We start from the raw sequence: 18,460 nt of genomic DNA, 5'->3' as shown, positions 1-18,460 counted from the left end.
GCTTATGCCACAATAGGTTTTAAAACCTGTAAAGCTTTGTCTACACTTTTAATGTTTTCAAAGGTTAATAATAGTCGCAAGCCATTTCTAGTTTGCTTTTCTTTCATTTTACAAGCTTGCGGATGTGATTGTACAAATTGTAATACACGTGTAAAATTGGGACTTTGATAAAAACCACTTTTCTGATCGGTAATAAAATACCCAATCAGTTTATTTTGTTTCATCACTACTTTTTCAAGGCCTATTTTAGTTGCTACCCATTTTATCCGAACACTATTCATTAAATCCTCTACTTGGGTTGGTAGTTCCCCAAAACGATCGCGTATGTCGCTTTCTAGTTTTAGAAGTTCATCTTCTGTTTTAACCTCATTTAATTTGGTGTACAGCGTTAAACGTTCGGCAATATTATTCACATAATCATCTGGAAATAGTAATTCAAAATCACTGTCTATCGTGATGTCTTTAACGTATTCTTTTTCTTTACCATCATCTTCATATAAATCTGCAAATTCGGTTTCTTTCAGTTCGTCAATGGCTTCATTTAGAATTTTTTGATAGGTATCAAAACCAATTTCGTTTATAAAACCACTTTGCTCACCACCTAATAAATCGCCAGCACCACGAATTTCTAAATCTTTCATGGCAATATTAAAACCGCTGCCTAATTCGCTAAATTGCTCCAAAGCTGTAATCCGCTTTCTAGCATCTTCGGTCATAGCCGAATATTCTGGTGTAATGAAATAACAAAAAGCTTTTTTATTGCTTCGCCCTACGCGTCCGCGCATTTGGTGCAAATCACTTAAGCCAAAATTATTCGCGTTATTAATAAAAATAGTGTTGGCATTCGGAACATCTAAACCGCTTTCCACAATGGTGGTACTAACTAATACATCAAATTCACCATTAATAAAAGCTAACATCAATTGCTCTAGTTTTTTCCCTTCCATTTGGCCGTGACCAATGCCAATTTTAGCGTCAGGAACTAGTCGTTGAATCATACCTGCTACTTCCTTGATGTTTTCAATGCGGTTGTGGATGAAAAATATCTGTCCTCCACGTTGAATTTCATAGGTTACGGCATCGCGAATGCTCTCCTCGGTAAATCGAATGACATGACTTTCTATTGGGTATCTATTAGGTGGAGGCGTTGTAATAACTGATAAGTCGCGAGCAGCCATCAAGCTAAATTGCAAGGTTCTTGGAATTGGTGTTGCCGTTAAGGTCAGGACATCTACATTGTCTTTTAAGGTTTTTAATTTTTCTTTTACGGCAACGCCAAATTTCTGCTCTTCATCTACAATTAGCAAACCTAAATCTTTAAACTTGACATTTTTATTCACCAATTGGTGTGTGCCAATAATAATATCTACAGCTCCAGATTCTAGATTAGCTAGTGTTTCACGTTTTTCTTTAGCCGTTCTAAAACGATTTAGATAATCTACCGTAACTGGGAAATCCTTTAAACGCTCTCTAAATGTACGGGAATGTTGATAAGCCAAAATAGTTGTGGGCACTAAAACGGCAACCTGCTTTCCATTATCAACGGCTTTAAAAGCAGCACGAATAGCGACTTCCGTTTTACCAAAACCCACATCACCACAAACCAGTCTGTCCATAGGACGTTCACTTTCCATATCTGCTTTTACATCGGCCGTTGCGGTACTTTGGTCTGGTGTATCTTCATAAATAAAAGAGGCTTCTAGCTCATGTTGCATATGGCTGTCTGGTTGATATTGATAGCCCTTTTCTAATTTTCGTTTGGCATAAACTTGAATTAAATTAAACGCAATTTCCTTAACGCGCGACTTCGTTTTTGCTTTAAGCGTTTTCCAGGCTTTACTTCCTAATTTGTAAACTTTTGGCGGCTTACCATCTTTACCATTAAATTTGGTGATTTTATGTAACGAGTGAATGCTTAAATACAGCACATCACGTTCGCCATAAATTAGTTTAATGGCTTCTTGCTTATTGCCTTCAACATCTATTTTTTGAAGACCTCCAAAGCGACCAATTCCATGATCAATATGCGTTACATAATCGCCAATATCTAAATTAGTTAGTTCTTTTAAAGTTATAGCCTGCTTTTTAGCATAGCCATTCTTTAAATGGAATTTATGATAGCGCTCAAATATTTGGTGATCCGTATAACAGGTAATTTTATTATCATGATCTACAAATCCTTGGTATAAAGACAGGACGATGGTTTTATAATGAACGGTTTGTTCCGCATCATCAAAAATATCATGAAACCGTTTGGCTTGCTGTTCACTAACACAGGCAATGTAATTGGTGTAGCCTTTGTCATGATGCAAGTTTAAATCGTCTATCAATAAGTTGAATTGCTTATTGAAAGCCGGTTGTGGTGTGGTGTTGAATGTAATTATATTGTCTTGTGAAGCAAAAACGGCTTTGCTACCAAATTCTACTAAATTGAAATCCAGTAATTGCTTTTTTAATTCGGTTGCATTACAAAACAAGGTTTCGGGTTCAGCATGTTTGAGTTCTGACGTTAGATTTTTAAAAGCCTCTTCGGCTTTGCTATAAAAATCGTCAATTCTATCGAAAACCAGATCGGCATTTTTTGTAAAAACAACGGTTTTCTGGGCAATGTATTTTAAGAAACTTTGTCTGCTTTCGTCAAGAAATTTATTTGCAACGTTTGGAATGATGCTTATTTTTTTAATCTGATCTGTGGACAATTGTGTTTCCACATCAAAGGTTCGGATACTATCAACATCATCACCAAAAAATTCAATTCGGTAGGGTTCGTCATGGGAAAATGAAAACACATCTACAATACCACCACGCACTGAAAATTCCCCAGGTTCGGTAACAAAATCAACACGTTTAAATTTGTATTCGAAAAGGACTTCGTTAACAAAATCAATGGATAAATTGTCATTAACCGAAATTTTCAACGTGTTTTTGTCCAACTCTCTACGCGTTACTACTTTTTCAAAAAGCGCATCTGGATAAGTGATTATAATGGCTGGTTTTTTCTGGGAGTTGATGCGGTTTAAAACTTCAGAACGTAATAAAACATTGGCATTATCCGTTTCTTCAATTTGATACGGTCTTCTGTAGCTACCTGGATAAAAAAGTACATCTTTATCATTCAACATGGCTTCCAAATCGTTGAGGTGAAAAGCCGCTTCTTCTTTATCGTTAAAAACGAGTAAGAACGGTTTGTCCGCTTGTTTAAAAGCTTCACTAATAACGAGAGAAAATGCCGAGCCAACAAGGCCTTTTACATGTGTGCGATTTTCAGTTTGGGCAATAGCAGTTTGCAGATTTTGCGTTTGCAAAGCCTGTGCGTATGTTTGCGAGAGGATGGATTTACTCAAAAGCAATTTTATTTTGTGCAAATATACTAATTACAGACTTTAAACTTTCTTTTTTCTGTGGATGTTAACCTGTTTTTTGTTTGATAATTTGGTGTTTTATCAAAGTTTTAATAGTCATAATTGCCCGTTTAAAAAAGCGAAATTAATATTTTAAAGAGTGCTAACTTTATTTATATTTGCAGTCCCTAAATGTTGGGATTAAAAATAGAAAGATATGTCATTTTCAGATTTATTCGATAGCGGATTTAAAAAACGTAACGAAGATCATTTTGCATCCATTGTAAGAGTTGCCATGGATGATGGTATTATTACCGATGAAGAGAAAGCTTTTTTGGACCGTTTGGCAAGAAACTTAGATATAAGTGAAAGCGATTACGAAACGATTTTGAAAGATTATCAATCGCATCCTATTAATCCACCAACATCCTACGATAGACGTTTAGAGCGTTTGTTTGATTTGGCACGTATGGTTTATGTAGATCACATTAAAGGGGATCATGAAGAAATTGTTATGCGTAAAATAGCCATTGGTCTTGGGTTTTCATCTGAAAACGTTAAATACGTTGTAGACAAAGCCTTAACCCTTGTGGATAATGGTGTAGATTTAGATACGTTTATCGAAGAAATGAAAAATATGAATCGTTAAGATTTGAATTGAAATAGAATAAAAAAGCCACTTTTTAAGTGGCTTTTTTTATTTTTTGTTTATTCTGTAAATTGTTAATTTCACCAATCTATTTAGCTTTAAATGAGCATGTTTTATTCAGCTAAACGCATAAATTCCTCTGCTTTTTCTACCATATTTTTGCTGCCACAAATAAAAGGAACACGTTGGTGAAGTTCCGTTGGTTCAATATCTAAAATACGGTTAAAGCCATCGCTGGCTTTACCTTTGGCTTGTTCTGCCAATAGAGCCATAGGATTACATTCATACAATAAACGTAATTTTCCGTTTGAGGTTTTAGAACTTTTTGGATATAAATAAATACCGCCTTTTATCATATTTCTATGAAAGTCAGAAACTAACGAGCCAATGTATCGGGACGTGTAAGGTCTGTCTCCTTCTTCCATTTGGCAATATTTAATGTAGTTTTTAATGCCTTGTGGAAAGTGAATGTAATTCCCTTCGTTTACGGAATAAATTTTACCGTCTTCAGAAAATGTCATATTAGGATGCGATAAGTAAAAAGTACCAATAGCAGGATTTAATGTAAACCCATTTACACCAGCACCTGTCGTGTAAACCAACATGGTGGATGTGCCGTAAACGACGTATCCAGCCGCGACTTGCTGGCTGCCTTTTTGTAAAAAATCTTCTAATTGAACGGGTGTTCCAACCGGTGTTACACGTCTGTAAACAGAAAAAATAGTTCCAACCGAAACATTCACGTCAATATTGGACGAGCCGTCCAACGGATCAATTAAAACAACATACTTATTGTTGTTGTTTTCATCTTGGCTGTTAATGGATATAAAATCGTCCTCTTCTTCACTAGCAATTCCACAAACAATATTTCTATTAGTTAGTGTTTGAATGAATTTTTCATTGGCATAAACGTCTAGCTTTTGTTGGTCTTCACCTTGAATATTGGTTTCTCCAACAGCGCCAATTATATCAACCAAACCGGCTTTATTCACTTCGTGATTTACCACTTTAGCGGCTAAACGAATGGAATTTATAAGTCTTGATAACTCGCCAGATGTGTATTTGAAAGACGATTGATTCTCAATAATAAATTCACCGAGTGTTTGATTTTTTCTAGACATAAAAGTGTATGTATGGTTTATGCAAATATCGTATTTTTTAGGAAACTACAACCTTTTCAATAGGTTTTAATGTGGCTAAATACCCAAGTTTAAACTATATTTACGCCAAAATTAGGCTTATGGATATTGTAGTAAGAGACGCTAAAAAAGCAGATATGGAATCGGTTTTAAAATTGATAAACGAATTAGCCGTTTATGAAAAAGAACCCGATGCCGTTGAAATTACAGTTACCGATTTAGAACTTGGAGGTTTTGGTGAAAACCCCGTTTTTCATTGTTTTGTAGCCGAAAGCCAAAATAATATTATAGGCATTGCGTTAGTTTATATGCGTTTCTCAACTTGGAAAGGTTCCGTTTTACATTTAGAAGATTTAGTGGTTAGTCAAGAAATGCGTGGCCATGGAATTGGTACTATTTTATTGGATGAAGTTGTTAAATATGGTTATAAATTAGGTGTAAAGCGAATTTGTTGGGAAGTCCTAGATTGGAATGAACCTGCTATAGCATTTTATGAACAAAAAGGAGCTAACGTTATGCGCGATTGGGATGTGGTTCAACTTAATGAAGCCGCAATAAAAAAATATATTTCAAACATTTAACATGCAAGTATTTAAATTTGGTGGCGCATCGGTAAAAGATGCACAAGGGGTAAGAAATTTAGTTACCGTTTTGCGTGAAGCTGGGCATGATAACACCTTGATTGTCGTTTCTGCTATGGGTAAAATAACGAATGCCATGGAAGGTGTAATTGGCAATTATTTTGACAATAAAGCGGAATTACAGAGCTCACTGCAAGAGGTTAGAAAATTTCATAATGCTATTTTACTCGATTTATTTGAAAATGAAAACCATGCTATTTTTAAAAAAATCTCTAAACTTTTTGATGAATTAGCTGTATTTTTCGATCGGAATAAATCGCCAGATTATAATTTTGTTTACGATCAGGCTATCGGTTATGGTGAGTTAGCTTCGACTGCCATTATTAGTGCTTACCTAAATGATGTAGGACTTGAAAACAATTGGTTGGATGTTCGTGAGTTTTTAAAAACGGATAGCTATTACAGACGCGCCAATGTGAACTGGTTGGACACACAAACCCAAATCACCACGCATTTTAATAAAAATAAACTGAACATTACCCAAGGCTTTTTAGGTAGTGATGCTAATAATTTTACCACCACCTTGGGTCGTGAAGGAAGTGATTATACAGCAGCTATTTTTGCGTATTGTTTAAATGCCCAAAGTGTGACCATATGGAAGGATGTTCCCGGTGTTTTAAATGCGGATCCACGGTATTTTGAAAACGCCCAATTACTAAATTCTATATCCTATCGTGAGGCTATTGAGTTGGCTTTTTATGGGGCATCAGTAATTCACCCAAAAACTCTTCAGCCATTACAGCGCAAGGAAATCCCGTTGTTTGTAAAGTCGTTTTTGCATCCTAAAAATGCGGGAACCTGTGTGGGAAGAGGTAAAGGAATTGAACCTGAAATTCCATGTTTTATTTTAAAACGCAATCAGATTTTAATTTCATTGTCATCATTAGATTTCTCCTACATAGTTGAAGAAAACATTAGTGATATTTTTAATTTATTGCATTTGTATAAAATGAAGGTGGACGTTATTCAAAACTCTGCTATTAGTTTTTCGGTATGTGTGGATGATATTTATCAGAATCTTGAAAAATTACTACAACATTTAAAAGCAAAATTTAAGGTAACTTGCCATGAAAATGTATCTTTATACACTATCAGGCATTATAATTTAGATGTAGTGGCGCAGTTGGAAGAAGGTAAAACTGTTTTAATGAAGCAATTAGCACAGGAAACCATGCAAATGATAACCAAATAATTTTTTAATTACATTTGTTTAAATGAGTAAACAATCAGATAAAGGATTAGTAAACGCAAAGGAAGTTTCAAAAGCTATACAACTTGATAAGTATGGCGTAATTGGTACGTTAGCAGGTTGGGGTTTAATGAAATTACTAAAAATTTCAACGCTTAACGAAATCTACAATCGCAATAAACATTTGTCTGATTTAGAATTTTTGGATGCTATTCTGGATGAGTTTCAAATAAAATTTGAAATACCTGAAGAAGATTTAAAACGACTTCCAAAAGAAGGTTCTTTTATTACCGTTTCCAATCACCCTTTAGGTGGCATTGATGGTATTCTACTTTTAAAGTTAATGTTAGAACAGCGTAAAGACTTTAAAATAATTGCTAATTTTTTGTTGAATAGAATTGAGCCTTTAAAACCATACATTATGCCTGTAAATCCTTTCGAGGATAAAAAAGATGCACAATCTAGCATTGCAGGATTTAAAAATGCCATTCTTCATTTACGGGATGGTCATGCCTTAGGCGTATTTCCAGCCGGCGAAGTTTCCACCTACCGTGATGGCAAGTTAGTGGTAGATAAACCTTGGGAACCCGCAGCAATTAAGCTTATTCAAAAAGCCAATGTACCGGTTGTTCCTATTTATTTTCATGCCAAAAACAGCTCGCTATTTTATAAATTATCTAAAATTAGCGATACGTTTAGAACCGCTAAATTGCCTTCGGAATTATTAACACAAAAACGTCGCACCATTCGAGTTAGAATTGGTAGGCCTATTTCCGTTGCTGATCAAAATGAACATTCAACTTTAGAGGGTTTTTCAGAATTTTTAAGACGAAAAACCTATATGTTATCCAATTCTTTTGATGAAAAGGATAATTTATTAAGCAATTTTCCAAATAAACTGAAATTACCAAAACCACCAAAACGTATTGTTGGTCAGGTTGATAAAAAGTTAATGACCGAAGAAGTAGACGCGCTTCGTGAAGACGATTTCCGGTTACTTCAAAGTAAAAACTACGAGGTGTTTCTTGCGCCAGCCAATAAAGTTCCAAATATTTTACAAGAAATTGGTCGTTTGCGCGAAATAACCTTTCGTGAAGTTGGGGAAGGAACCAATGAGGCAATTGACTTAGATGCCTTTGACACCTATTACCACCATATGTTTCTTTGGGATTCTGAAGCCAATATTCTTGTGGGTGCTTATAGAATGGGTTTAGGCTCCCAGATTTTTAAAAAGTTTGGAATTAATGGTTTTTATTTGCAAGATTTGTTCCGTTTTGAGCCAGAATTACATAAAATGATGAGCCAATCCATTGAAATGGGTCGTGCGTTTATTATAAAAAGTTATCAGCAAAAACCGATGCCTTTATTTTTACTATGGAAAGGTATTGTACATACTACGTTGCGTTACCCCGAGCATAAATATTTAATTGGCGGTGTAAGTATTAGCAATCAGTTTACTAATTTTTCTAAATCGTTGATGATTGAGTTTATGAAATCTCATTATTACGATCCCTATGTGGCGCAATATGTACACCCTAAAAAAGAGTTTAAAGTTAAGCTGAAAGATGCTGATAAGGATTTTGTGTTTGATGAAGCGGAAGCCGATTTGAATAAATTTGATAAAATTATTGATGAAGTAGAACCAGGTGCTTTACGTTTACCGGTATTATTGAAAAAATATATAAAACAAAACGCCAGATTAGTGGCATTTAATGTGGATCCCTTATTTAATAATTCCGTTGATGGACTAATGTATATTAAAATTGCCGATTTACCCGAAAGCACAGTAAAGCCAGTAATGGAAGAGTTTCAGGCTGAATTGGAACGTAAATTGTCTGAACAAACGGACGATTAATATTGCTTTAATAATCTAAAACCTTGGCTAGTTTATTTATAATGCGCTGTCTATGGGTTCCCAGAGTTCTATTTTGTTTCCGTCATTGTCTAAAATCCAACCAAATTTACCGTATTCATATTCTTCCATGTCACCTACAATGGTTACACCTTCTTCCTTTAAGGTCTTTAAAAGTTCAACTAAATTTTCAACACGATAGTTAAACATGAAGTTTTTTTTAGAAGGCTCATAATATGTTGTGTCTTCGGGAAATGGACTCCATTGTGTGGTGCAATCATTACCCTCATGATCTTTCCATTTAAAGGTGCTGCCATAATCGTCTGTATTAAAACCTAAATGGGTTTTATACCACTCTTTGGACGCTTTAGGGTCTTTTACTTTAAAGAAAATACCACCAATTCCTGTAACGCGTTTTTTCATAATTATGCTTTTTTAATGTTTGTTTCATAAATAGAAATCCACTCTTTTACGGTGAGTTTTTTACAAAGTTCCGCAATAAGCTCTAAAGGAATCTCATCTATCTTTTTAAATCGGATACAGCTTTTGCCCATATCCAGTTTTCGTTTACAATGTTTTGGATATTCGGAAACAAACCAGTCGTGAATTTCTGGAACCGCATAGATACCGCTATGATATAAATTAATTGAGTTTTTCTGTGACGCAAAACTCATAAATGGTAAGGGTTCTTTTGGATTGCAATGGTAACCGCCCGGGTAAATGCTATGTGGTACAAAATAACCAATCATACCATATTGAATACCTTCTTGAAAGTCTTTGGGTAAATTATCCTTTATAGTTTTACGAAGTTTTTTTAGTGTTTCTTGGCGTTCTTTAGGCGTTTGATTAATATAATCTTCAGCCGATGTTGCTTTGTATTGCATTCTATTTGCTTTTACGTTGTAGTATTAAACTTGAAATTACGGATATTATAAATCCAATAACAAAAACCGTCAATGCCATAAGAAAAAAGTTGAAAAAAGGATTCCCGAAAATTTCGCGTTGCGATTCTAGTTCAATTAATTTTGCTTGAAAATCAGCATCAGATAATGTTTCTCGGAAGGTTTCAATAGAATGATTATAATATTCTGTTGTGAAATCTGGATTAATAAATGAGGTGTAAACCACATTAATGAGTCCGAATGTTAACGCGGTGAAAACGGAAATAAGCAGACCAATTTTTAACCCTTTCGAAAACTTAAGAGTTTTATTATTTATGGTGTCACGATAACTTTTTATTCCAAAATAAATAACGGATAATGCTAAAATAATGCTAACGTATCCAAAAACTTCACTAATTGTGTAGTTCATGTAATCTTCAATAAGAAAAGAAAAGCTAAAGAGTATTATTAACAAGGTACTGCTGTAGATACCAAATTTTTTTACCGTGGATTTCATTTTTAATAGTTTATCAATTAGATGTGTTGGTCTACTAGAATCGTATTCCCATCAGGATCACTAATAACAAAGCTACCTGGACCAGACGTGTTGGTTTTTACTTCAGATATAAATGATACATCTTTTTTCTTGAGTTGGCTTTGAATGTCACGAACATCTGTATATGTTTTTAGCGTGTTAGCGTTTTCATCCCAACCCGGATTAAAAGTTAGAATATTATTTTCAAACATTCCTTGAAATAAGCCTATTAAGGTTTTATTGTTTTTCATAATCAGGTAATTTTTTTCCATGTCACCACCGAAAACTTTAAACCCGAGAGTTTCATAAAATATTTTTGATTTTGATAAATTCTTAACACTTAAGCTAACTGAAAAAGCTCCTAATTCCATAATATGATAGTTTAAAATTAATAATCAAAAATAGAAGATTTGTTATTTTTAGCGCTCATACTAAAGTACCAAAACCCACTTACTTTAGTATAAATGTAGGGAAATTAAATAATTTGGAGTTGTTTGGCTATTTTTAGTGCTTCCGTTCGTCTTTTAGCCTGTAGTTTTGCCAATAAGTTTGATACATGTGTTTTTACAGTACTTTCAGATACAAATAATTTTTCGCCAATTTCTTTATTAGATAAGCCTTCTGATATTTGTTTTAGAACAGCATATTCACGCGTTGTAATTTCTAATTCTTTTAATTTGTGTGTGTCTATTTTTTTGGTCAGTATAGGTTGATGCGAAGAATTTTTCTTACTGATATAAACGCCGACAAAGAAACATACAATAGCGCTAAACGCAATGGCGATTTCAATTTTTAAGTCTCCAGAAATTACGGCATACTGGCTCAATTGAAATAATGAAAGTAAAGCAATAATAAGTGCAGAATAAATAAAAACGGTTTTTTTCATAAGGATGAATTAACAAAATTTTACTTTAATTTTATCCACGATGGTTTGTGCTAATTTTTTCTTGCTTTCCACCGTCCAACCAGCCACATGCGGTGTTAAAAGCACATTTTCGGCTTTAATTAAATACTGAAAAGCCTCTGGCATTTTGGATGAAAATAACTGTTCAAACGATGCTTTTTCGTATTCTAAAACATCTAATCCAGCACCTAAAATTTTACCAGATTTTAAAGCGGTTACCAAATCATCGGTTACAACACTCTTGCCTCGAGCCGTATTAATCAGCCAAAATGGTTTATGGAATGCGTTTATAAATTCTGTATTCACCATATATAGTGTTAGGGGAGTTTGTGGCGTGTGTAAACTTAATACATCGGCTTGGGTTTGCAGTGTTTTTAAATCCACTTGCTTGGCATTTTCATCGCCCACATGGGATTGAATGTCGTAACATAAAACGGTGACATCAAAGCCTCGTAATTTTTTAGCAAAGGCTTTTCCCATATTTCCATAGCCAATTAAGCCTACGGTTTTTCCATCTAGCTCAACACCTCGGTTTTCTTCCCGTAACCATTGGTCCTTTCTAATTTCATGGTCTGCTTTGTTAAATTTGTTAAATAAAGAAAGCAGCATGCCTAAAGTATGTTCGCCAACTGCATTTCTGTTTCCTTCTGGTGCGGAAATAAGCTGAACTCCTTTTTGCTTGGCATAGTCACCATCAATATTTTCCACCCCAGCACCTACACGACCAATAAATTTTAGTTTGGTGGCCGCATCTAGAAACTGCTTGTCTATACTAAAACGACTGCGAATAATAACACCATCATAGGCGTGAATTTTGGTCTCAATCTCGGATTTAGAAGCCGTGTAATCTTCATCGTTTTGAAAGCCTAAAGCATTTAATTGCTCAAGCATTAATGGGTGATTGGTATCTAGGTGGAGTATTTTCATGTGTATAAAAACAACAGATTAGTTTACTTCAAATATATAAAACCTAAACATGAACTCCCGATTTTCAATTCAAGATATTGTTCGTGCTCATACTTAGGAGTCCATGTTTCATTTGGCAAATAAGGTCTCAAGATTTCTTTTCAGTTGAAACGGCATCCGTTCGTTTAAAACAAGAAAAAATTAAGCTGTATAGTGCGACTGTATAGTAACACCACAAATTATTTAAATATTTTAAAAACCTAAAATAAGTTTGGCAATGAGAAAGTACGTTAATATACCAAATAAATCATTACTGGTAGTAATAAATGGTCCTGTTGCTACGGCTGGGTCAATGCCTCGTTTATTAAGAAAAATAGGAATAAAGGTGCCAATTATTGCTGCCATTATTATCACGGCTATTAGTGCAATACTAATAGTTATAGAAACAATGTATGGTGTGCTAAACACGAAATGTGTAATGACTAAACCTATACAAGCAATCGCAATTCCGTTAACTAAACCTAGTAAGGCTTCTTTTAATAAGCGTTTAATAATATTGCCATCTATGGTATCATTTGCTAATCCTTGAACAACAATAGCTGACGATTGTACACCAACATTTCCAGCGGTTGCTTGGATTAATGGCACAAAACTTAACAGTACCACGAAGGCTCCCATATGGTCGTTAAATTGCTCGATAATTCCAGCGGCTCCAAGACCACCAAACATTCCAATTAATAACCATGGTAAACGTGCTTTTGTGAGTTTCCATATACTATCATCGGCTTCTACATCTTGTGAGATACCTGCCGCTAATTGGTAATCTTTATCGGCTTCTTCACGAATAACATCTACAATATCGTCAATAGTAATTCTCCCCAATAAGGTGTAATTTTTATCGACTACAGGAATGGCTTCTAAATCGTATTTTTGCATAACTTTAGCCACTTCTTCAACATCTTCGTCTACAAAAACATAATCCACACTAGTAATATAGATATCTGCAATTTTTTGGTCGCTTTTAGCAACAATTAAATCCTTTAAAGATAAGCGCCCTTTTAATTTATTCTGTCTGTCTACTACGTAAATGGAATGTACACGTCTCACATCTTTTGCCTGACCACGAATGCGGCGTAAACAACCTGCAACGGTCCAAGTTTCATAAACTTTAACGAGTTCTTTTGCCATGAGTCCACCAGCTGTGTCTTCATCATAGGCTAAAAGTTCGGTAATTTCATCACGATGCTCTGTATCCTCAATATGAGAAATAACCTCGGCTTGACGTTCTTCAGAAAGTTCCGCAATAATATCGGCTGCATCATCGGTGTCTAATTCTTCAATTTCTTCGGCAATTTCTTTAGCCGATAGGTTTTTAAGAATTTTTTCGCGCGTATCCTCATCTAACTCAATTAGAATATCGGCTGTCGTATCAGAATCTAATAATTTAATAACATAAACGGCTTCTTCCAGATTAAGTTCATCAAGAATCTCGGCTATATCGGCATGGTGAAAATCCATCAATAGAGTTTTAAGATCCTTATCATTTTTAAATTCGATAAGATTCTCAACCTGTTCAATAAGTTCGTCTGTAAGCTGAAATTGGATATTCTCTTGTTCTTCGGACATGCGTTTTTGTTAAGTTACTTTGTTAAGACAACAAAGATTTAGTCATTTTCATCAGTTTCTATCAGTTGTGTAAGTTCCAGAAAAGCGGTTACAGATAACTGTTCTGGTCGCTTGTCAAAGATAACATTTGCTTTTAAATTATCAGACAGATTGAAGGTTTTTAAGCTATTTCGCAATGTTTTTCTCCGTTGTTGAAAGGCTTGTTTTACAACTTTAAAAAATAATTTCTCATCGCATGGAAGCGAAAAATTTTCTTTTCGTTTTAGTATAAGCACACCAGATTCCACTTTTGGTGGTGGATTAAAAACCGTTGGCGGAACGGTAAATAAATAGTCTGCATCGTAAAATGCTTGCGTTAAAACCGATAAAATACCATACACTTTGCTGCCTTCCTTGGAGCAAATACGTTGAGCAACTTCTTTTTGAAACATCCCTGAAAACTCCGGAATCTGGTTCCGCATTTCTAAAGTTTTAAAAACGATTTGTGTAGAAATGTTATATGGGAAATTTCCAATTATAGCGAAGGGCTCATCATGGAAAACTTCTTTTAAATCGTATTTTAAAAAATCTTTCTCTATAACCCGATCGGCTAGATTGAGATAGTTGTTTTTAAGGTACGCAACAGATTCGGTATCTATTTCTATAACATGGGTTGTGATATCTTTTTTAAGAAGATACTTGGTTAAAACGCCCATACCAGGACCAATTTCAAGGACGTGCTTGTAGCCTTTAAAAGACAAGGAATCGGCAATTTTTTCTGCAATGGTTTCATCCGTTAAGAAATGCTGGCCTAAATGTTTTTTTGCTTTTACAGACATGTTTGGTTTTTTGTTTTTTTTTAAATGAATTGCTCTCTATTTGGCACTCATGGTAAATTCTTCTATAACTTCTAATTCGGTGCAAAATAAAAGCATTTTATCTCCAAATTTTTTGAGTCCTTCTAATCGCAATCCGTCATCATCGTTATTGTAATAGCTATCTAGTGTTTGCCTAGAGTGCGCGCAAAACTGAACAGAATAAGTAACACCACCCATTTCCTCTTCAACTAAAACACGTGTTAGTTTGGCGTCTTTAAATTTTCCTGTAGCTAATACTTTTGGAATGTGGTCTGTTTTCATCCAATTTAACCATTCTTGATGGCGATTTTTTTCTATGTTAATAGTCACATTATAAATAATCATGCGTGTAAAATTTGCTGTTTAAATACCTAGTTGTGCAAATTACAGGAGTTCGCGCTCATCATCAAAAGGTTTTGGCCTTTTTTCCTGAATTAAGGTACTATTTTCTAATTTAAATCGTCTCCTCGTAAAACACGGTATCGTTTGCGTGCATCCACAAAGTAAATACTGTCTTGATAATTAAAAATAATTTGCTCGTAGTTTTCTTTGGCTTTTTGTGGGTCTTGAAGTTGATTTTCATACAATTCGGCTAAAGCAAAGTAAGCATCATCGGCTAAAATATCATCTTTAAAATTAGCAATGATGATTTGATAATTAACGACTGCTTTTTCAAATTGATTTTTAGACTCATACAGTTTGCCCTGCTTGTAAAGTGCTTGATCCTCTATGGATTGTCCTTTGTAATTTTTTAAAATGGTATTTAAAAGCGCAATGGCTTCATTGGGTTTGTTTTGAAAGGCCATTAAATCGGCTTTGGCGTAAAGTTTTAAAGCGGCTTGCGTGGAATCTTCAAATTTATTATCTGTAATTAGTAACATTAAATCCAATGCATCATTAGCAATAAGTTGAGATGTTGATGATTTTAAAATTTTAAGTTGAGATTCTGCCCATTTAAAATCGCCTTTATAGTAACTGGTTTGGGCAACTTTAAAGCGTGCTTCTTGAGCCAAAGTACTATTTTTTAAATTACGTTGAATTTGGGTAAAATAAATTAAAGCTTCGTTGAATTTTTCTTGCAATACTAGAATATCACCCAACTCTAATTTTACCGTTCCTTCATCTAAATCGGATAAAGGGAGTTTTAAACTTTCTTTTAAGAACACCGTTGCGGCTTGTGGATCATGCTTGTAAAATGCCAAAAAGTGTGCGTAAGCAACCTGTAAATTTATGGTTTGGTTAAATTTTCCGAAAGTTTCAAAAAGCTCTAAATAGGTGTTTTCAATAGTTTCTAAATCGGTTTCAGTTTTTAACGCAATTTGCAGTAAATTATAATGCGCCCCAATTTTAACATCTGGATTTTGAGCTGTTTCTGCCAAGTAGGTGAAAATGGTTTTAGATACATCAAAATCATGGTCGTTCATTGCTACAAAGGCCAATTCTTCAATGCGCTCTAAACTTTCTGGTTGCCTGTTAAAGATGGCTTTTTCTTGAGCAAACGCTTTATTATAATCTTTTTGTTGAATAAAAAGCCAACTCAACAATTCATTCCAAAGCAAGTTAGGCTCTTGTTGTATTTTTTTGAGCAATAAGCGTTTTAAAATGAGATTGTTTTCGTTCTCTGAATCATCTGTTATAAAATCACTCATGGCGCGTTTAATGGTATTTAAATAGGAACTATTAACATCCACAAAATTTAAATAACTACTAAACATTTTTTTTACATTGCCTTGCTCCCCATATATACGTGATAGTTGAATGTTAAAATTCATGGCTGGTTTTAGGACCATGGCTTTCTCATAAGTAGTAATAGCTTGATCTAAAAGGGAGCGATTTTCGAAAAACTTACCAATTGAATACGCGAAATTTGGATTTTCGTCTAAAAAGGAAATGGCTTTCTTATAATTGGCATTGGCAGATTCTAAATCGTTTTTTAATTGGTAGTTATAACCCAATTCTACATAAAGCGCGGGGTATTTTACCCGTTCAATTTGCTGGATTAAAAGAGCTTCAGCCTGATCCAATTGTTCTAGCTGCTGATGCATTTTAATAAGCTCTAAAAAATAGGCATTATTATTAGCCGAATTTCTATGTAATTCTTGATATGCCAAGAGCGCTTTTTCAAACTCACCGTTTTTAGAATACTCTTTAGCGAGCAAGTCTTCTTGCGAAAACATACTGACCGAAAATAGAAAAAAGCATAAAAGAAAAAGACGCATAATATTACTTTGTGTAAATATAGCAAAAGTGCGCTGGAGATGATGTGAATGTTTTTATAAAAAAAATGCCTGAAGAGTTTTCAGGCATTTACCAACCAAAATAAATGTGCTATTAACCATTGTAAATTACAAAATGATTCAGTTACCTGATTGGGTAATTTAACTAATATTATTCCGAAACAACGGAAGCCGTTGCATTGGCATGATCTTTTTTGGATAAATCGAAATCTGAAACAAGGACTTTGCCGGCTATGACTGCTAAAACAATTAGAAGAAAAAGTCGTGTAAGATTTTTCATGATAAGTAGGTTTAAAACTTTAGGGTACACGAACTTCAACAATATTTGTTAATTAACAAAATAAAACAGCAAAAAATCGTTAAACAGCAGGTAATTTTTGCTTTTTAACGATTTTTTATAAATTCTAGTGAAAATCAAGTAGGATAAAACCTACAATTTTAATCAATTATAGAAAAACCTGTATAAGGTATTAATGCGTCTGGAATAACAATACCTTCAGGTGTTTGATAGTTTTCTAAAATACCTGCCAATACACGCGGCAATGCCAATGAGCTACCATTAAGTGTGTGTGCTAATTCATTTTTGCCGTCGCTGTTTCTGAAACGTAATTTTAAACGATTAGCCTGAAAGGTTTCAAAATTAGAAACCGATGAAATTTCTAACCATCTATCTTGTGCTGTTGAAAACACTTCAAAATCATAAGTCATAGCCGAGGTAAAGCCCAAATCGCCTCCACAAAGGCGTAAAATACGGTAAGGTAATTTAAGTTCTTGTAAAATGCCTTTAACGTGTTCCACCATAGTATCTAAAGCCGCATATGAGTTTTCAGGGCGCTCAATACGTAAAATTTCTACTTTATCAAATTGGTGTAATCTGTTTAAACCACGAACATGCGCACCATAACTCCCAGCTTCACGACGGAAACAAGGTGTGTAACCTGTAATACCAATTGGTAATTCGCTCTCGTTTAAAATAACATCGCGAAAAATATTGGTTCCCGGGACTTCGGCAGTTGGTATCAAATATAAATTATCTTCTGTTACATGGTACATTTGTCCTTCTTTATCAGGTAATTGACCTGTTCCAAATCCAGAGGCTTCATTAACCAAAAGTGGTAATTGATATTCGGTATAACCAGCTTCGGTATTTTTATCTAAAAAATAAGCAATTAATGCTCGTTGTAATCTGGCGCCTTTTCCTTTATATACTGGGAAACCAGCTCCAGTAATTTTGTTGCCTAATTCAAAATCTATTATATCATATTTTTTCGCTAATTCCCAATGAGGTAAGGCATTTTCGTGAAGGGTTGGAATGGTTCCTTCTTTGAAAACCTCCTCATTATCATCTTCAGAATTTCCAGTTGGAACGAGTTCATTGGGAACATTTGGAATTTGATATAATAATTGATTTAAAGCTTCAACAGTTTCATTTAATGTATCTGTTAATTCTTTGGATTGACTTTTTAAATCGGTAGTACGGGCTTTAAGCGCATTTGCTTTTTCAGCCTGACCAGATTTGTATAGGGTACCAATTTCTTTAGAAAGCGTATTGGATTCTGATAGTGTATTATCCAGTAAGGTTTGTTCTTGGCGTCTTTTTTCGTCCAGCGCAATGACTTCATTAATCATTTTGGTAGCATCAATTTGGCGTTTTGCCAAACGTTCAATAACCAAATCTTTATGCTCTCTAATAAAAGGTACTTGTAACATGTGATAAAATTTTA

Annotated in this window: 18 protein-coding genes; 4 read left to right on the top strand and 14 right to left on the bottom strand. The window is 34.4% G+C overall.

The genetic code is table 11. The features are described 5' to 3' along the window. Nucleotides 1-2: 2 nt before the first annotated feature. Nucleotides 3-3,344, bottom strand: coding sequence for a transcription-repair coupling factor (gene mfd, locus ACN0QX_RS02480; RefSeq protein ID WP_417195353.1), 3,342 nt, complete (start codon nt 3,342-3,344; stop codon nt 3-5). A gap of 214 nt (nt 3,345-3,558) precedes the next feature. Here mfd and ACN0QX_RS02475 point away from each other — a divergent pair, with 214 nt between their 5' ends. Continuing rightward, entirely contained in the window at nt 3,559-3,990 is a 432-nt protein-coding gene (locus tag ACN0QX_RS02475; RefSeq protein ID WP_248397339.1) for a TerB family tellurite resistance protein, read from the top strand. Between the two features lie 113 nt (nt 3,991-4,103). Here ACN0QX_RS02475 and fbp read toward each other — a convergent pair whose 3' ends face one another. Further along, nucleotides 4,104-5,111, bottom strand: coding sequence for a class 1 fructose-bisphosphatase (fbp, locus tag ACN0QX_RS02470; RefSeq protein ID WP_248397341.1), 1,008 nt, complete (start codon nt 5,109-5,111; stop codon nt 4,104-4,106). A gap of 119 nt (nt 5,112-5,230) precedes the next feature. Between fbp and ACN0QX_RS02465 the strand changes: the two genes are divergently transcribed. Genes ACN0QX_RS02465 through ACN0QX_RS02455 form a run of 3 tightly spaced genes read left to right on the top strand, consistent with a single transcriptional unit; the run spans nt 5,231 to nt 8,814 of the window. Next, nucleotides 5,231-5,710 carry a GNAT family N-acetyltransferase gene (locus ACN0QX_RS02465; protein ID WP_248397343.1) on the top strand — a complete coding sequence of 160 codons (480 nt, stop codon included), beginning with the start codon at nt 5,231-5,233 and terminating at the stop codon, nt 5,708-5,710. A 1-nt stretch (nt 5,711) separates the two neighbouring features. Continuing rightward, on the top strand, nt 5,712-6,962 hold the full coding sequence (locus ACN0QX_RS02460) for an aspartate kinase (RefSeq protein ID WP_248397344.1): 1,251 nt from the start codon (nt 5,712-5,714) through the stop codon (nt 6,960-6,962). A gap of 22 nt (nt 6,963-6,984) precedes the next feature. Then, entirely contained in the window at nt 6,985-8,814 is a 1,830-nt protein-coding gene (locus tag ACN0QX_RS02455) for a GNAT family N-acyltransferase (RefSeq protein ID WP_376858600.1), read from the top strand. A 36-nt stretch (nt 8,815-8,850) separates the two neighbouring features. Here ACN0QX_RS02455 and ACN0QX_RS02450 read toward each other — a convergent pair whose 3' ends face one another. The 12 genes from ACN0QX_RS02450 to serS form a co-directional block, all read right to left on the bottom strand. Continuing rightward, on the bottom strand, nt 8,851-9,234 hold the full coding sequence (locus ACN0QX_RS02450) for a VOC family protein (RefSeq protein ID WP_248397348.1): 384 nt from the start codon (nt 9,232-9,234) through the stop codon (nt 8,851-8,853). A 2-nt stretch (nt 9,235-9,236) separates the two neighbouring features. Then, nucleotides 9,237-9,695 carry a DUF1801 domain-containing protein gene (locus ACN0QX_RS02445; protein ID WP_417195350.1) on the bottom strand — a complete coding sequence of 153 codons (459 nt, stop codon included), beginning with the start codon at nt 9,693-9,695 and terminating at the stop codon, nt 9,237-9,239. Nucleotide 9,696: 1 nt separating this feature from the next. Next, nucleotides 9,697-10,209, bottom strand: a complete 513-nt coding sequence (locus ACN0QX_RS02440; protein WP_376858606.1) for a DUF4199 domain-containing protein — start codon at nt 10,207-10,209, stop codon at nt 9,697-9,699. Nucleotides 10,210-10,226: 17 nt separating this feature from the next. Beyond that, on the bottom strand, nt 10,227-10,598 hold the full coding sequence (locus tag ACN0QX_RS02435) for a VOC family protein (protein WP_417195348.1): 372 nt from the start codon (nt 10,596-10,598) through the stop codon (nt 10,227-10,229). 104 nt (nt 10,599-10,702) lie between these two features. Beyond that, the gene (locus ACN0QX_RS02430) at nt 10,703-11,113 is read right to left on the bottom strand and encodes a response regulator transcription factor (RefSeq protein ID WP_417195346.1); all 411 of its coding nucleotides are present in this window, start codon (nt 11,111-11,113) and stop codon (nt 10,703-10,705) included. Between the two features lie 9 nt (nt 11,114-11,122). Then, nucleotides 11,123-12,058 (bottom strand): 2-hydroxyacid dehydrogenase, encoded by a 936-nt coding sequence (locus ACN0QX_RS02425; protein ID WP_417195344.1) that lies wholly within the window; start codon nt 12,056-12,058, stop codon nt 11,123-11,125. Nucleotides 12,059-12,289: 231 nt separating this feature from the next. Beyond that, nucleotides 12,290-13,663 (bottom strand): magnesium transporter, encoded by a 1,374-nt coding sequence (gene mgtE, locus ACN0QX_RS02420; RefSeq protein ID WP_248397356.1) that lies wholly within the window; start codon nt 13,661-13,663, stop codon nt 12,290-12,292. A gap of 38 nt (nt 13,664-13,701) precedes the next feature. Then, on the bottom strand, nt 13,702-14,481 hold the full coding sequence (gene rsmA / locus ACN0QX_RS02415) for a 16S rRNA (adenine(1518)-N(6)/adenine(1519)-N(6))-dimethyltransferase RsmA (protein WP_248397358.1): 780 nt from the start codon (nt 14,479-14,481) through the stop codon (nt 13,702-13,704). A gap of 36 nt (nt 14,482-14,517) precedes the next feature. Beyond that, complete coding sequence (locus ACN0QX_RS02410; protein ID WP_248397360.1) at nt 14,518-14,844, bottom strand: DUF4286 family protein; 327 nt, start codon at nt 14,842-14,844, stop codon at nt 14,518-14,520. A 104-nt stretch (nt 14,845-14,948) separates the two neighbouring features. Beyond that, nucleotides 14,949-16,718 carry a tetratricopeptide repeat protein gene (locus tag ACN0QX_RS02405; RefSeq protein WP_417195342.1) on the bottom strand — a complete coding sequence of 590 codons (1,770 nt, stop codon included), beginning with the start codon at nt 16,716-16,718 and terminating at the stop codon, nt 14,949-14,951. A gap of 169 nt (nt 16,719-16,887) precedes the next feature. Continuing rightward, on the bottom strand, nt 16,888-17,016 hold the full coding sequence (locus tag ACN0QX_RS02400) for a hypothetical protein (protein WP_256476084.1): 129 nt from the start codon (nt 17,014-17,016) through the stop codon (nt 16,888-16,890). A gap of 158 nt (nt 17,017-17,174) precedes the next feature. After that, nucleotides 17,175-18,446 carry a serine--tRNA ligase gene (serS, locus tag ACN0QX_RS02395; RefSeq protein WP_376858617.1) on the bottom strand — a complete coding sequence of 424 codons (1,272 nt, stop codon included), beginning with the start codon at nt 18,444-18,446 and terminating at the stop codon, nt 17,175-17,177. Between the last annotated feature and the right edge of the window lie 14 nt (nt 18,447-18,460).

This window comes from Bizionia sp. (genome assembly GCF_048259285.1).
Taxonomy (GTDB): domain Bacteria; phylum Bacteroidota; class Bacteroidia; order Flavobacteriales; family Flavobacteriaceae; genus Algorimicrobium; species Algorimicrobium hallyeonense.
This window is presented reverse-complemented; position numbering and strand designations above follow the sequence as displayed.

Bases quoted from the DNA above. Each gene is read 5' to 3' on its own strand.
- ACN0QX_RS02430 (WP_417195346.1), bottom strand. From the start codon at position 11,113: ATGAAAAAAACCGTTTTTATTTATTCTGCACTTATTATTGCTTTACTT.
- ACN0QX_RS02455 (WP_376858600.1), top strand. From the start codon at position 6,985: ATGAGTAAACAATCAGATAAAGGATTAGTAAACGCAAAGGAAGTTTCA.
- mgtE (WP_248397356.1), bottom strand. From the start codon at position 13,663: ATGTCCGAAGAACAAGAGAATATCCAATTTCAGCTTACAGACGAACTT.
- ACN0QX_RS02425 (WP_417195344.1), bottom strand. From the start codon at position 12,058: ATGAAAATACTCCACCTAGATACCAATCACCCATTAATGCTTGAGCAA.
- ACN0QX_RS02450 (WP_248397348.1), bottom strand. From the start codon at position 9,234: ATGAAAAAACGCGTTACAGGAATTGGTGGTATTTTCTTTAAAGTAAAA.
- ACN0QX_RS02400 (WP_256476084.1), bottom strand. From the start codon at position 17,016: ATGAAAAATCTTACACGACTTTTTCTTCTAATTGTTTTAGCAGTCATA.
- fbp (WP_248397341.1), bottom strand. From the start codon at position 5,111: ATGTCTAGAAAAAATCAAACACTCGGTGAATTTATTATTGAGAATCAA.
- ACN0QX_RS02445 (WP_417195350.1), bottom strand. From the start codon at position 9,695: ATGCAATACAAAGCAACATCGGCTGAAGATTATATTAATCAAACGCCT.
- ACN0QX_RS02460 (WP_248397344.1), top strand. From the start codon at position 5,712: ATGCAAGTATTTAAATTTGGTGGCGCATCGGTAAAAGATGCACAAGGG.
- ACN0QX_RS02440 (WP_376858606.1), bottom strand. From the start codon at position 10,209: ATGAAATCCACGGTAAAAAAATTTGGTATCTACAGCAGTACCTTGTTA.
- ACN0QX_RS02435 (WP_417195348.1), bottom strand. From the start codon at position 10,598: ATGGAATTAGGAGCTTTTTCAGTTAGCTTAAGTGTTAAGAATTTATCA.
- ACN0QX_RS02475 (WP_248397339.1), top strand. From the start codon at position 3,559: ATGTCATTTTCAGATTTATTCGATAGCGGATTTAAAAAACGTAACGAA.
- ACN0QX_RS02410 (WP_248397360.1), bottom strand. From the start codon at position 14,844: ATGATTATTTATAATGTGACTATTAACATAGAAAAAAATCGCCATCAA.
- ACN0QX_RS02405 (WP_417195342.1), bottom strand. From the start codon at position 16,718: ATGCGTCTTTTTCTTTTATGCTTTTTTCTATTTTCGGTCAGTATGTTT.
- ACN0QX_RS02465 (WP_248397343.1), top strand. From the start codon at position 5,231: ATGGATATTGTAGTAAGAGACGCTAAAAAAGCAGATATGGAATCGGTT.
- serS (WP_376858617.1), bottom strand. From the start codon at position 18,446: ATGTTACAAGTACCTTTTATTAGAGAGCATAAAGATTTGGTTATTGAA.
- rsmA (WP_248397358.1), bottom strand. From the start codon at position 14,481: ATGTCTGTAAAAGCAAAAAAACATTTAGGCCAGCATTTCTTAACGGAT.